14 protein-coding genes are annotated in these 13,175 nt (G+C 69.5%); 11 read left to right on the forward strand and 3 right to left on the reverse strand.

Annotated elements, in window-relative coordinates; all coding sequences use genetic code 11:
* The 6 genes from ACQP0P_RS48020 (at nucleotide 1) to ACQP0P_RS48045 (ending at nucleotide 7,267) form a co-directional block, all read left to right on the forward strand.
* Nucleotides 1–3,348: a phage tail protein gene (locus ACQP0P_RS48020; protein ID WP_433382815.1), complete on the forward strand. Its 3,348-nt coding sequence runs from the start codon at nucleotides 1–3 to the stop codon at nucleotides 3,346–3,348.
* Entirely contained in the window at nucleotides 3,348–4,214 is an 867-nt protein-coding gene (locus ACQP0P_RS48025) for a phage distal tail protein (RefSeq protein ID WP_433382818.1), read from the forward strand. The genes ACQP0P_RS48020 and ACQP0P_RS48025 overlap by 1 nt, the downstream gene beginning before the upstream one ends.
* Nucleotides 4,215–4,266: 52 nt before the next feature.
* Nucleotides 4,267–5,364, forward strand: coding sequence for a hypothetical protein (locus ACQP0P_RS48030; protein ID WP_433382821.1), 1,098 nt, complete (start codon nucleotides 4,267–4,269; stop codon nucleotides 5,362–5,364).
* Complete coding sequence (locus tag ACQP0P_RS48035) at nucleotides 5,364–6,479, forward strand: hypothetical protein (RefSeq protein WP_433382824.1); 1,116 nt, start codon at nucleotides 5,364–5,366, stop codon at nucleotides 6,477–6,479. The genes ACQP0P_RS48030 and ACQP0P_RS48035 overlap by 1 nt, the downstream gene beginning before the upstream one ends.
* 3 nt (nucleotides 6,480–6,482) lie before the next feature.
* Nucleotides 6,483–6,725: a hypothetical protein gene (locus ACQP0P_RS48040; protein ID WP_433382827.1), complete on the forward strand. Its 243-nt coding sequence runs from the start codon at nucleotides 6,483–6,485 to the stop codon at nucleotides 6,723–6,725.
* A gap of 92 nt (nucleotides 6,726–6,817) precedes the next feature.
* The gene (locus ACQP0P_RS48045) at nucleotides 6,818–7,267 is read left to right on the forward strand and encodes a hypothetical protein (protein ID WP_433382873.1); all 450 of its coding nucleotides are present in this window, start codon (nucleotides 6,818–6,820) and stop codon (nucleotides 7,265–7,267) included.
* 88 nt (nucleotides 7,268–7,355) lie between these two features.
* Here the strand turns inward: ACQP0P_RS48045 and ACQP0P_RS48050 are convergent, their stop codons facing one another.
* Nucleotides 7,356–7,640 carry a hypothetical protein gene (locus tag ACQP0P_RS48050; protein ID WP_433382830.1) on the reverse strand — a complete coding sequence of 95 codons (285 nt, stop codon included), beginning with the start codon at nucleotides 7,638–7,640 and terminating at the stop codon, nucleotides 7,356–7,358.
* A 107-nt stretch (nucleotides 7,641–7,747) separates the two neighbouring features.
* On the opposite strand from ACQP0P_RS48050, the gene ACQP0P_RS48055 reads away from it, so the two are divergent.
* From ACQP0P_RS48055 to ACQP0P_RS48070, 4 genes are all read left to right on the forward strand, one after another.
* The gene (locus ACQP0P_RS48055; protein WP_433382833.1) at nucleotides 7,748–8,092 is read left to right on the forward strand and encodes a hypothetical protein; all 345 of its coding nucleotides are present in this window, start codon (nucleotides 7,748–7,750) and stop codon (nucleotides 8,090–8,092) included.
* 25 nt (nucleotides 8,093–8,117) lie between these two features.
* Nucleotides 8,118–8,888 (forward strand): peptidoglycan recognition protein family protein, encoded by a 771-nt coding sequence (locus tag ACQP0P_RS48060; RefSeq protein WP_433382836.1) that lies wholly within the window; start codon nucleotides 8,118–8,120, stop codon nucleotides 8,886–8,888.
* Nucleotides 8,889–9,053: 165 nt separating this feature from the next.
* On the forward strand, nucleotides 9,054–9,845 hold the full coding sequence (locus ACQP0P_RS48065; protein ID WP_433382839.1) for a phage antirepressor: 792 nt from the start codon (nucleotides 9,054–9,056) through the stop codon (nucleotides 9,843–9,845).
* A 52-nt stretch (nucleotides 9,846–9,897) separates the two neighbouring features.
* Nucleotides 9,898–10,164: a hypothetical protein gene (locus tag ACQP0P_RS48070; RefSeq protein ID WP_433382842.1), complete on the forward strand. Its 267-nt coding sequence runs from the start codon at nucleotides 9,898–9,900 to the stop codon at nucleotides 10,162–10,164.
* A gap of 303 nt (nucleotides 10,165–10,467) precedes the next feature.
* Here ACQP0P_RS48070 and ACQP0P_RS48075 read toward each other — a convergent pair whose 3' ends face one another.
* Nucleotides 10,468–11,100, reverse strand: a complete 633-nt coding sequence (locus tag ACQP0P_RS48075; protein WP_433382845.1) for a hypothetical protein — start codon at nucleotides 11,098–11,100, stop codon at nucleotides 10,468–10,470.
* Between the two features lie 3 nt (nucleotides 11,101–11,103).
* Nucleotides 11,104–12,045: a hypothetical protein gene (locus tag ACQP0P_RS48080; RefSeq protein ID WP_433382848.1), complete on the reverse strand. Its 942-nt coding sequence runs from the start codon at nucleotides 12,043–12,045 to the stop codon at nucleotides 11,104–11,106.
* Nucleotides 12,046–12,781: 736 nt separating this feature from the next.
* Here ACQP0P_RS48080 and ACQP0P_RS48085 point away from each other — a divergent pair.
* Nucleotides 12,782–13,171, forward strand: a complete 390-nt coding sequence (locus tag ACQP0P_RS48085) for a TIGR03668 family PPOX class F420-dependent oxidoreductase (protein ID WP_433382869.1) — start codon at nucleotides 12,782–12,784, stop codon at nucleotides 13,169–13,171.
* Nucleotides 13,172–13,175: the final 4 nt, after the last annotated feature.

Here is a 13,175-nt window from a genome sequence, read left to right on the forward strand (position 1 = left end):
ATGGCCACGATGTCGTTCGACATCTTCGCCCGCGACTTCGCATCCAAGACCTTCGACAAGGTCGGTGACGCCGGCGAGCGGATGGGGCGAAGGCTCGACAATGTCGGCCGGGTCGCGGGCGGTCTGCGCTCGGCGTTCGACGGTGCCGGCGGTGCCATCGGCGGATTCGGCACGAAGCTTGCCACGGTCGGCGCGAACGTCGTCGGGACCGCGGCGAAGTTCTCGGCGATGGCCGCCGGTGCGGCCTCGGCCGCGTCCTCGGTCGTCTCGCTCGGTGCCGCGCTGGCCCCGGCCGCCGGTGCGCTGGCCGCCCTCCCCGGTGCGGCGCTGCTCGGCGCCGCAGCGGTCAGCACGCTCAAGATTGCGCTGTCCGGGGTCGGCGAGGCCTTCGGCGCCGCGCTGAGCGGTGACTACGAGACCTTCCTTGAAGGCACCAAGGATCTCAGCGAGGCCGCTGGCCAGGTGGCCTATGAGCTGTTCCAGATGGCACCCGCGTTCAACGGGATCAAGGACGCCACCCAGGATGCGCTCTTCGGTCCGCTGGTCGGCCAGATGTGGAGCCTGCTGCCCGTCATCAACGCGGTGAAGGACGGCATGGTCGGCGTGGCCGCCGAGTTCGGGGCCGGCGCGCTGGAGCTCGTGAAGTTCGCCCGGTCCGCCGAGTCGCTGTGGGCCATCGAGTCGGTGTTCCAGTCGACGCGAGATGCCGTAGCGGCCTTCGTGCCCGCGCTGGCCCCGCTGCTGGCGGGCTTTCGTGATCTCGGCGTGGTCGGCGCTGAGTGGGTGTCCAACCTGGTGCCAGGGCTGGCGGGCGCCGCCGAACGGTTCGGGCTGTTCCTATCCCACGCGGCAGCATCCGGTCAGGCGCTGGCGTGGATGGACGGCGCGGCGGTCGCGTTCAGACAGCTCGGCGCCATCCTCGGCGACCTCGGCGGCATCGTCGCCGGCCTCTTTCGCGCCATGCAGGCCGCCGGCACCGGCGCGCTCGGCGTGCTCGGCCAGTTGGTCGACGGTGTGCATGCGTTCGTCGACTCGGCCGAGGGCCAGCAGACGCTCGTCACCGTCTTCCAGGCGCTGCACGATATCGCCTCCTCGTTCCTGCCGGTCCTCGGCGCGGCCGCGACCGGCCTCGGCGCCCTGGCCCCGATCGTGGCCACCCTGGCCACCGCGATCGGCCCGATCCTGACCACCGCGATCAACGGGATCGTCCCGGCGCTGGCCGCGATCGGCCCCGGCCTCACCGCCATGATCCAGGGCCTGGGCGCCGCGGTCGCCGCGGTCGCCCCGGCCCTGGCCCCGCTCGGTACCGTGCTCGGCCAGGCGATCGGCGCGATCGGGCCGCTGCTGGCCGCGCTCGGCCCGGCCCTGGCCGCGCTGGTGCCCGCGGTCGGTACCGTCGTGGCCGCCCTCACACAGGGCATCAGTGCCCTGGCCCCAGCGTTCGGCCCGGTCGCCGCGGCGATCGCCGGCGTGCTGAGCGCGCTGGCCCCGCTGCTGCCCGTCGTCGGCGAGCTGGTCGCGCTGATCGCCTCGGCCCTGGCCGCCGGCGTCCAGGCGGTGCTGCCCTCGCTGCAGCTGCTGGTCACCTCATTCGCCGGCGCGCTGCAGGCGCTGGCGCCGATCGTGCCGCTGCTGGTCGACCTCGCCGCGGCGTTCATCAACGCCTTGGTTCCGGCGATCGCGCCGCTGCTGCCGATCGTGGCCGAGGTCATCGCCCAGTGGGGTCAGGCGCTGCTGCCCGTCCTGACCTCCCTGATGCCGGTGCTCGGCGAGCTGGTGACCGCCCTCGGCGGCGCCCTGATCGAGGCCCTGACCCAGCTGGGCCAGACGATCCTGCCGCTGCTGCCGGTCTTCGCTCAACTGGTCCAGCAGCTCATCGGCGCGCTGATGCCCGCGATCACCCCGCTGATCCCGATCATCCGCCAGCTGGTCACCACCCTCGGCGGCACCCTGCTGCAGGTCTTCGCCACCCTGGTCACGGCGATGCTGCCGCTGCTGGAACCGCTGGGCCAGCTGGCCCAGGTCCTCGGCGAGGTCCTGGTCCAGGCCGTGCAGCTACTGGCCCCGTTCATCGTGCAGATCGCGGAGATGATCGCCGGCCTGCTGCCGATCTTCACCCCGCTGCTGGAGCTGCTGGTCCAGGTCGCCGGACAGGTCGGGGAAATCCTGGTCCAGGCCCTCGGCATGCTGATCGAGGCCCTGGCCCCGCTGCTGCCCATCATCGCGGACGTGGCCGAGCAGGTCGGCGCCGCGCTGCTGCAGGCGCTGCGGGCCCTGGCCCCGTCGCTGATCGTCCTGCTGGAGGCCTTCGTCTCCCTGCTGCCGGCGATCACCCCGATCGTCGGCATCGTCGCGGAGCTGCTGGCCGCGTTCGCCCCACTGATCGCCGCGGTGCTGCCCGTCGTCACCCAGCTGATCACCGCGCTGGTGCCGGTCGTGGTGATGATCATTGAGGCGCTCGGCGGGCTACTGCAGGCCGTCATGCCGATCATCCAGGTCCTCGCGGATCTGATCATCGCCCTGATGCCGGTCATCCAGTGGCTGGTCGAACTGGTCTCCACCGTCCTGCAGGCCGTGATCCCGGTCATCGGGCAGCTGATCAAGTGGATCGTCGACCTCGCCACCAAGATCATCAGTGCGATCACGCCGACCCTGGCCTGGCTGGTCGACAAGGTCCCGGCCGCCTGGGAGTGGATCAAGAAGGCCATCGGGACGGCCGTCGACGGCATCAAGAAGACCATCAACTGGTTCGGCGAGCTACCCGGCAAGATCGGCGGCTGGATCGGTGAGGCCAAGGACTGGGCCATCCGCAAGTTCGGCGAGCTGGTCGACTGGGTCGGTGGCTTGCCCGGGCGGATCCTGTCGGCGATCGGCAGCCTCGGCGGGCTGCTCGCTGGTGTCGGCCGCGACCTGCTGGTGGGGTTATGGAACGGCATGGTCGGCATGTGGCAGTGGTTCAAGGACTCGATCTACAACTTCTTCGCCGGGATCATGCCGCAGTGGGTCAAGGACGCCCTCGGCATCGCCTCGCCAAGCAAGGTGTTCGCCTCGCTCGGCCGTGAACTGCCCGCCGGCATGGCGCTCGGTATCCAGCAGGCATCGGGACTGGTGGAGTCCGCGGCGCGGCACATGGCGGACCTGGCATCGGTAGGGGCGCGGGTCGAGCCGCTGGTGCCGGTCATCCCTATGGCCCCGCCCGCCCCCAGGAGCCTGCACCTGGCTGGGCAGCGGGAGGCTCTCGTGCGGGGCGGCGGCCTCACGATCGAGAACTTCTACGCCGCCCCCGGCCACACCCCCCGGGACATCGCCGAGCAGCTGTATCTGCTGTCCATCGCGAGGGGGTACTGATGGCCGATCTGAGCGACTACCAGCTCGACTGGAACGGGTTCTTGCTCGGGGCCGGCACCGTCTACGAGCTGGTGCAGCTGGATGGGTGGATCGACAGCCCAGGCCTGACCAACGGGGCCGCTCCCCGCTCGACGCGGCATGGGTCCTGGCCGGGTGGCATGCGTGGCCAGGCCCGGACCGTCACCGCGACTCTGGAGATCGTCGCCGACGGCGCTGGGATGGGGCCGGCGATCCGCGCTCTGCGCGCGGCGACACCGATCGTGCGCAGCGCGGCGCAGGGGTCGCTGGCCATCTGCTGCGACGGCGAGACGCTGGTGGCCGCTGCGAAGTTCGCCGGCCGCATCGTCCCGGTCGATCAGCCCTACAGCATGGGGTATGTGCCACAGGCGACGGTGCAGTGGTATTGCGCAGACCCCCGCCTGTATGAGCCCGCCGAGCAGTCGGTGACGATCGGCGCCCCGACCGGCGGGTCCGGCGGCCTGGTCTACCCCCTGGCCTACCCGCTGGTGTACGGCACGGCCCCGGTCCCGAACACCGCCACGTGCATCAACACCGGCAACGCCGAGACCAACCCCCTGGTGACCTTCACCGGGCCGCTCACGGTGCCTCGGCTGGTCAACGGCACGCTCGGCTGGGCCCTGATCTTCGACATCGATCTGCCGGCCGGGCAGACGCTGATCGTCGACACCGACCGCGGCACCGCGCTGCTCAACGGCACCACCGACCGGCTCGATACCCGCTCCAACCTCGGCGTCCCGGTGGAGTACTTCGAACTGGCCCCGGGCCCTAACGATCTGTCCCTGCTCGCCGAGGCGTTCGGCGAGGGTGCCCAGGTCACGGTGCGGTGGAAGTCCGCCTCGATGTGACCCCCGGGCCCGCGGCCCTTCCCCTTTTCCCCTTGCTCATCGAGGAGACGTCTTGACGATTCGTACCTTGGCCCTGGCCTCCGGCGCCACCAGCGTGCAAGACCACCGGCTGACCCTGGGCGCGTTCATGGGCCCGGGCGCCTCGGTGCTGGAACGCCGCGCCGGTCTGTACTACTACCCGGGCGCTGCGGACCTGGTGGGCGTGAGCGCGCTGCAGGCGACGGTCTCGCCGTTCGTGGCCGTGGTGGACGGCACGTCCAACGCGTTGCAGGGTCAGGTCGTCGTGGTGGTCGACGCCGCCGAGACGCTCACCTTCGCCGCGGGTGAGGCTGCTGTCGCGCGCACTGACCGCGTCGTGCTGCAGGTGCGCGATACCACCTACGACGCCTCCGGATTCACCGACGCCCAGGTGGTGATCGTCAAGGGCAACACCACCACGGGCGCCGCCAGTCCCGTTCCCTCGTCGTCGCTGCTGCTGTGGGAGGTGGTCGTCCCGATCGGCGCCGCCGCGATCACTTTCGGGACGGCCCGGGTGGATCGGCGGCAGTGGGCGGCCACGCCGCTGCGGATCCCGGTCAACAGCAGCACCGAGCGGGGCGCCCTGCCCAACGTGCCGGGCCTGGAGGTCACCCGGTTGGACACCGGTGATGTCGAGCAGTGGTGGGCCGGCGCGTGGCGGGTCATCGGCGGGGCGTCCTCCTCCGGCGTGCTGGTCGCCAGGAAGACCGTCCAAACCGACCGGTCGAACACCGCGGCGCTGACGGCTGATCCGCACCTGTCGGTGAACCTCGCCGCCAACGCCTCCTACCTGCTGGACATGATGGTGCTGGTCGCGTCCGGGGCGACACCGTCGTTTCGGCAGGGGTTCATCGTCCCCGCGGGAGCGACCGGCTCCTGGACGTCACGCAACGCCAACGGCAGCGCCGGCCCCGGCTTCGCCAGCGAAGTGTTCACGAACTTCGACGTCTCGACCAGCATCGTTGCTGGTCAGGGCACCCCCTCGCCGATCTTTTCGATACGAATCACCGGCATCGTCAACGTGGGAGGCACCAGCGGCGCGCTCACCTACCGGTGGGCGCAGAGAACCTCCGACGCCGGCACCACCACCGTGCACGCCAACAGCTTCATGCGCCTGGAAAAGATCAGCTAGTGGCGGTGCAGCACTGCGTCGTCGCGGACTTCCTGACCGACCTGACGCTGACGGAGATGGACCTCACGGTCGACACGTGCCAGCGGCGGATCATCGTGCCGGGCGCCTTCCGGGCCGCGTATCCGATCACGAACTCGGCCGAGGGGGACAAGGCCCGGAAGGTCGTTCCCGGCCGGACCGTCATCCACGTGATGCGCGACATCGACATCTGGGGCAGCTATCTCATCTGGTACGCCGAACCGGTCATGGACGACCAGGGCAACATCACCTTGCAGCTGCAGGGCTCCAGCCTGGAGTCCTACCCCTACCGCCGGAAGATCCGCTCTGACCTCACCTACAGCGGCGTCGACCAGGTCGACATCGCCCGCGCCCTGCTTACCCACATGGCCACCCGGCCAGAAGGCGACATGGGCCTGGCCCTCATGGGCGGCCTGAGCGGCACCCCGCACGATCGCAGCTACAAGGCCTCGGAGTCGGCCACCTACGGCGAGCGCCTGGAGCAGCTCGCCAACGTGCTCGGCGGCTTCGAGTACATGATCCGCACCTACATCGACCCGCACACCGGCCAGCGGGTCCGCGAGTGGGTGTGGGCCACCCGGCTCGGCTCACCCGGCGTCACCCGCGACATCACCCAGCCCGGGAAGATCAAATCCTGGTCCTACCCCACCGACGCCACCCAGGCCGCCACCGCGTGGCAGACCCGCGGCGACACCATCCAAGACGACCTCGGTACGCAGTCTGAGCCGCTCATGTCCGCCGTCTACGAAGACGCCGCCAAGCTGGCGGCCGGATGGCCGCTGCTGGACCGCACCGAGGACTACAGCTCGGTCCGGCTGCAGTCCACCCTCAACGCCCACGCCGAGCAGCTGCGCGACACCCGATCCGGTTCGGTGTCCATCCCGCGGATCGTCGTGCACTTCGATGCGGACTTCAGCATCAACCCCAACTACCTGGGCGACACCGCGAACTTCACGTTGGTCAACGACTGGTTCCCGCTCGGCGACGACGGCGCCCCGACCTTCAGCAAGGCCTGGCGGATCGTCGGCATGGACATCAAACCACCGACCAGCGATGACGGCGAGACCCGCGCCGAGCTGATCTTCGAGGAGGCGTAGACGATGGGAACCCCGAACTACCCCCGCGACTTCACCGACGACGTCCGCGACCTGCGAGCGGCGCGGACGGCCGCACTGACCGCCGGCCAGTCCCGGGCGCCGTACGCGCAAGCCTCCCGGGGGCTGATCCTGCCGGACCTGCCGACCGATCCGCCGGCGCCCGCCAGCGGAGTGATCTTCTACGCCAAGGCCGGGCGGCTGTACTACCGCAGCGCGACGACGGGGGCGGTGTATGGGCCGCTGTGACCTGTGGTGCCCGCACCGGCCGCGGCCACCGCCCCGGCCGCCGCCCTTGCCGCGCACCAGAAACCGATCCTTCTCTCAGATAGGTGAGCAACATGACCTTCGTGATCAAGACTGCCGACGAGAGTGTCAGCAGCAGTACCGTGCTGCAGGCCGACAACCATCTCAAGTTCACCGCTGACGCGCTGGCGCTGTACGAGGTGGTGTTCGTGCTCGGGGTCGACGGCCACACCGGCGGTGACATCAAGCTCGGCTTCGATATGCCGTTCGACTCGGAATTCGACGGCTTCGCGTTCGGGCCGACGCTGGGGGCTGCGAGCGATGACCAGCTGCGCAGGGTCTCTCTCAACTGGTACGCCGGTGATGGCGACACGGTCTCCTTCGGCACCCTCGGCACCAGCACTCGATCGCCCATCTACATCCGTGGCTCCCTGCGCACGGGTAACGCGGGCGGCGACTTCGGTCTGGAGTGGGCGCAGAACGTCAGCAACGCCACCTCTACCCGTGTGAAGTACCGCTCGTACCTGCGCGCGGATTCGGTCTGAGGTGTCACGGTGACCCGGCACCCGCTCAACGGTGCCGGGTCACCGTGGTCCTGACGTGCCGTCAGTGCCGGCCGGAAGCCGGGTCGACCTACCACCCGTGCGGCGGGTACGGGCTGACTCCAGGCAGATGCTGAACCGGGACGACCTTCGTGACCTTCCACCCGATGAAAGTGATCGGGATGGCGACGATCAGCCACAGGCCGAGCGTGAGGAACGCCAGCCACCAGTGAACGAAGAACCACAGGCAGGCGTGGACGCCGAACGTGACCGGGTTGAAACCGCGCTCTTTGACCTGCATGGTCTGCACGGGCCCGTACCCGTAGGGCTGGGGCTGCTGTCCGTAAGGCGGCTGTCCGTTCGGGGGGTAGGTCACGACGTCTCCTGATGTGCTGGGGATGCGTGTGTGACGTATGACGCACATCGCCGGTTGACCGGCCTGGCTGGCCACATCCGGCCACTCATAAACCGATCGGGGGGCTCATGCCGCAGGAACCGCCGCCCGGGGATCTCGCCCTGGCCCTGGCCAAGCTCAGCGAGATCACCGCGGTGGGCATCGCTGAGATCAAGGGCTCCCTTGCCCTGCTCGTGCAGCGCGCCGACCACTCGGAGCGCCGCGTCGACGAGCTCGCCAAGCGAATGGACGCCGACCGCGCGGCCGCCGAGGCGCGAGACGACGCACTGGAAAAGCGCGCCGACGCCATCGAGCGCGACGCGGTCACCCGACCGCAGCTTGCCGAGCGCACCCGACAGATCATCGCGACCGTGGGCCTCATGGTCACCGCCGCCGGCGTGCTCATCACCCTGATTTTCGGCCTCACCCGCTGACCCCTGACCCCCTGGAGGAATCATCATGAGAATGATGCAGGCCCGGCACTTCCACCGCGGCCGCATCGCGCCGATCCGGCTGCTGGTGGTGCACGACATGGAATGGCCCGAGACGGTGACGGCCGCCGAGGACTGCGCCAAGATGTTCGCGACCATGACCCGGCCGGCCTCGGCTCACGTGAACATCGACACCGACAGCATCGTCAGGTCCGTGAAGGATGCCGACACGGCGTTCGCGGCGCCGGGCGCCAACGCTGACGGCTTGCACGCCGAGTTCGCCGGCCGAGCCCGGCAGACCCGCGCCCAGTGGCTGGACGCGTACTCGCGGCCCATGCTGGAGCTCGGCGCCGGCGTCTTCGCGACCTGGTCGCGGCTGCACAAGATCCCCGTGCGGCACCTCACCCGCGCCCAGGTCAAGGCCGGGCTGAAGGGCATCACCGACCACGCGACGATCAGCGCCGTCTACAAGCGCAGTGACCACAGCGACCCGGGCCCGCACTTCCCGTGGGACGTCTTCCTGCCGATGATCAAGGAGCGGGTGGGCGGCGGCGATGGTGACGACGAGATCGTGGTGCCCACCTTCACGGCCACCCTCAAGCGCGGAAACACCGGGGACCCGGTCCGGGTGTGGCAGCGCCAGATGAGGGCCCGCGGCTGGAACATCAAGGTCGACGGCGTCTTCGACGCGGCCGACGCCAGCACCGCCCGCAAGTTCCAGATCGAGAAGGGCCTGCCCGCCACCGGCACCGTCGACAAGGCCACCTGGCGGGCAGCCTGGATCGCCCCCATCACGTGATCGGGCCCGCCTACCGGTAGCCGCGCTCAACGGAGCCTGACACTACCTCGGCCCGTCCTGCATTCTCCCAAGCCTCGATCACCTGATCGGGGCTTTTCGCATGTAAGAGCCCTGGCGCCGACGACACGGCCCAGGGCACGGACAACCCCTCCAAGGAGAGTTGACATGCCCCACAGTAACGCTGCACAGCAGTTCGCGTTCCCCCAGACCGGCCAGCAAGTCCGCACCGTCCTCATCAACGACGAGCCGTGGTTCGTCACCAAGGACGCGTGTGACGTGATCGGCGTCAGCAAGTACCGCGATGCCGTCGCCCAGCTCGATGACGACGAGAGGGCGTCCATGGTCATGGACACCCCTGGCGGTCACCAGCAGATGAGTTTGGTGAACGAGGCGGGGCTGTACGCGCTGATGCTCATCAGCCGCTCGCCGAAGGTCAAGCCGTTCCGCCGCTGGATCACCCATGAGGTGCTGCCCGCGATCCGCCGTATCGGCTCCTACTCCACCGGGCCGGCCTACTCGATCCCGGCCTCCTTCGCCGAGGCCCTCGAACTGGCGGCGCACCAGGCGCGCGAGTTGGAAGCCGTGCAGGCGAAGGTGGCCGAACTGGAGCCGGAAGCGGCCCGGGCCGCGCGGATGCTCGACGCCGACGGCCTGGCCCTCGTGGGCAGCGTCGCCAAACGGTTCGGGCTGCAAGAGCGCAAGCTACGGGAGTTCCTCTACGCCGAGGGACTGCTGATCCGCTACGGCGGCCGCCGCAACGAGCCGTTGGCCCGCTTCGTCGCCTCGGGCCACTTCGACCTCAAGGTCACCCTGGTCGGCGAACCCCCGCGGGAGCGCTCGACCACCTACGTCACACCCAAGGGCGAGGCACTCATCTGGAAACGGCTGCACGCCGCGGGCGTCGTCGGCTCCCCGTCCATGCCCGCCCACCAGCTGACGCTCGACGCCGGCGCCTGATCCCCTATCCGTGGCCACCACCCCGGCGGCCCTACCTCCCCGGAGGCTACACATGAAGGTCGAGACCAAACGGGCCCTGCGCACGGGCCTGCAGACTGCGGTCGGTGTCGCCGTAGCACTGCCGATGATCGTGGATGCGTCGGGGATCCCCGAGGCACTTCCCTGGGTCGCGGGATCCCTCGCGGTCGCCGGCGGCTTCGCCCGGGTGATGGCGCTGCCGTCCGTGCAGGCGCTGCTGCCGTCGTGGCTGCGAACCGACGGGGGAACGTCGGGCTACCATCCCGGCGGACACGCCGGCCCGGACTGGGACCGCATATAGGCTGAGATCATCTCGCGGCCGCCCGTCGAACAACGGTCGGTCAGGTCGACTCACGAGACCGCAGCGTCCTGCAGGCGCCGCCCCAGGCGGCCGGACCGGTAACGGCCGCCCACGGACTACCCATAACAGGCGGGAGCTGGCCCGGCCCGCCGACACCTCAAGGGCCGCAACGAGAGCGCCCACCCCTCCGCGCGGAGGGGTGGGCGCTCTTTCGCGTGCGCGGCCTCGGCCGCCCTGTCGCACCCGCAGGAGGGTGGACGGCGCGACGGCACGGGAAAGGGTGTGGTGTGCCGCCGCGCCAGCTCATGAGACCAGCACGTCGGCCGGCCGTAGATCGTTCAGCTGGACGATGAGCTGGGTGGCCAGCGCCCGGCGAAACAGGTGAGGCTCATCCAGGCCGATGCCGATCTGGTGCTGGGTCTCCACTGCCCGGCCGTTGTCCTCGCCGTACAGGTTGCCCAGCACTCCGACCGGACCGTAGGCCCCGACCGTGCAAACGACCGGCGATCCGTGGCGCAGATGCGGGCAGGCGCCCAGCGCCACAGCGATGCACGCCTTACACGTGGGTGGGCTGGTCGCGGGCCAGGTGGCCGGGAGACCGCCAGGCGGCGGGGAGGGGATGATCCACCAGGTACGGTCAGGCTCGCCGGGATCGGCTGCACTCTGGCCGCAGACCCGACACAGACGCTTGAGCATGCACCTGCGCTGACGCAGCGTGTGAACCATGGGCCACAGGATCTTGCCACCGCGACCGATACCGCATCGAGCCCACAACACGCCGAACATCCGATCCTGGGGGAGCGCGTCGGTGTAGGTCAGCCAGGGAACGCCGGCCACCCGCTCGAAGACGAGCGGCAGATCGATGACCTCCGCCGAGTACGGCGTGAGGTACGGCTTGCTCGGTGAGGCGGCTGCAACAGCCCCGGGATTGCTCATGCCTCACCCCGTGCGGAGTGCGGCGTACCCGGCCAGGTAGTCCCGTACCTCTTGGGCACGATCCTGGCCGCACTTGAGTTCGCGCTTGACCTGGCGCACGGGCGGCAGGCCGGTGAGCTCACCGTCTGGCACGTAGGTCTGTAGCGCGCGTAAGTACAGTTCGCGCGGCTCGGGTACGTCCTCGGGTACGCCGCTGGCCTGCGCGTTCGTCGCGGCCGGAACGGAGGCGAAACGATCCGGAACGGGCGCGAACCCCTCGGGCACGGCCGTCGGCCGAGGCCGCACCCGCCCAGGTACGGCCGGCGCCGCGGCGGGTACACCACCGCCGCGCGGCGGGTACGGGTCCGGGTCATCATCCGGCAACTCCAGATTCTCGAGCAATCCCGGCCACAGGTCGGCGGCCACCGACGCAGCCTCGGCAGGAACGGCCGACACCTGCCGTACCTCGGCGGGTACAGCCCCGGGTACGGTCCCGGGCGCGCGTACCTCGGCGGGTACGGCGATGTCGCGGGCGCACATCGCGATCAGGTGGGCCAGGGCGCCGAGCGCGACCGGCGGCACGACGCTGATGGAGACCACCAGGATCCACAGACCGCCGCCGAGGTGCAGCACCTCGGCCTCCAAGAGATGGAACGTCGCGTTGCCCGCGATGCTGACGACGAGCGCGGCCGCCGCGTGCACGAGCGCATGACGGCGGGTCTCGTCGGAGTAGCGCTGATCAACGGTGATCCGGGTAGCGGCCGCGCCGTAGACGTCGACGCACACCGGCAGCAGCCACGCCTGGGCGAGCTCGGCGCCGAACAGGCCGATCGTCTTCGTCCAGCCGGCGAGCGCGCCGAGGCCGGCGAGCGCGGTGAAGGACAGGATGACGGTGGATGCGCCGACGATGCCGGCCGCGCCGAGCGTCAGCGGGTCCAGGCGCGAAGTGGTGCGTATCGGTGGCACGGGGTGTTCCTCGCTCGTACCCTCGGGCATGCTGTTCGGTCTCCAGGGGATGTGGGGATCGGCGGTGATCCTGCCGGCGTTCCAGCGCTGGCGGGATCTTTGCGTTTCCGGGCCCCCGCGCGCTGCCCTTCAGCGCACGGGGCCGGGGTCCGGCAGGCAGAGAGGGGGCTCTGCTGCCTGCCGGACGTTTGAGGTGGTCCCGCCCATCGCCGCCCCGGGCAGGGGACGGCTGCCACCCCTCAATAGGGGCGGGACCACGCCCGCGGGTGAGCACCTGCGCGCACTCACCCGCGGGGGTCTACTGGGTAGCGAGCTGCCCGCTCCCGGCGTGCATCACTTCATCCCGGGCGGCGCTGCTCTTCCTGATCCATCGCGGCCGCCAGCATCCGAGGGTCCGCGGCGTTCTTGGTCTGTCCCGCGAGGGTGCCGTACCAATGCCCGACGTCGCTGCGCCAGATGGACCAGTCCTTGAACCGGTCCCGAAGGATCGTGAGCCACTCATCATCGGTGATCGGTGGAGACTCATCGACCGTTGGCGGGGATGGAGTTGGGTCATATCCGGGTGTGAGCATTGAGTCCTCTTGGTGAATGCGAGAGGTCGGACAGTGCGTCGAAGCGGACCAACCTAGGTCGCGACTTGGATATGCATGATGACTGTACGTGTGCCCAAGTTGGATATGCAAGCCTGTTGCGGGAATACCCTGGACGGGTGAGAGACGACGAAGCTCGGCAAAAGATGACAGACGAGCGCATCGCACGGCTGGCCACGGTAGGCGGCGACGGAATGCCACACGTAGTCCCGGTTACGTTCGCCATACAAGGCGATCGGCTGATGATCGCTATCGACCACAAACCAAAAACGACCATGAACCTTCGGCGCCTGCGGAACATCCGAGAGAATCCCCGGGTATGCGTCCTCGCGGATCACTACGACGACGATTGGACCCAACTGTGGTGGGTCCGCGCCGATGGCGAGGCGACGATCGTGGAGACCGGCGCCGAGAGGACCGCGGCTGTCGAGGCACTCGCCGAAAAGTACTCCCAGTACCAGGATCATGTTCCAGAGGGACCGGTGATTTGCATCGGGGTGACTCGCTGGTCCGGGTGGTCATACTCGGGAAATTGACAGC

The organism is Streptosporangium sp. CA-115845 (genome assembly GCF_050943795.1).
GTDB lineage: Bacteria > Actinomycetota > Actinomycetes > Streptosporangiales > Streptosporangiaceae > Streptosporangium.